The organism is Alcanivorax sp. HI0083 (assembly GCF_001635175.1).
The window spans coordinates 1-485 of sequence record NZ_LWFX01000641.1; the positions used below are offsets into that span (position 1 = coordinate 1).

1 protein-coding gene is annotated in these 485 nt (G+C 55.9%); it reads right to left on the minus strand.

Going from position 1 to position 485, the window contains the following annotated elements; all coding sequences use genetic code 11:
- Positions 1 to 180: 180 nt before the first annotated feature.
- Positions 181 to 485, minus strand: a 305-nt coding sequence (locus tag A3754_RS27415; RefSeq protein ID WP_063519120.1) for a hypothetical protein, incomplete at its 5' end; no start/stop codon positions are given.

Consider the following 485-nt stretch of genomic DNA (forward strand, 5'->3'; position numbering starts at 1 on the left):
AATGGTAGTGCTCGGCAATGACGGCTTGTACCGCGTCGAAAGTGACGCTTTCGGGGGCGCTGTTCAGGGTGTCCAGCAAGGTGCTTAGGGAGGTGCTCATGGGGGAGTCCTGTGCGATGTAAAGCGCTGCAGGATAGCGCCAACCCTGCACAGAGTCACGGTTGGCGCGGGGGGTTATGGCTACTGCACAGCGGAATCTTTAGGCAGAACCATGCCGGTGCTTTGCAGCGGGCTACAGTTCTTGATGACCACTTTCCCTTCCAGCATGTTGCCACGGGAATATTCCCGGAAAATGCACTCGTTGGTTTCCGGGTTGTAGTTTTCGATCCACAGGTTGTCATCTTTCCAGGTGGCGCTGATGTGGTACTGCTCTTCGGGCACGGTGATATGCATGGTGCCGCCAAAGCGTTTTACGAAGACCTGCTGAAGCCAGAAGTAGTAGGCGATGGTGGCGGCCAGCCAGATGATCACAGCAATAATCAGCG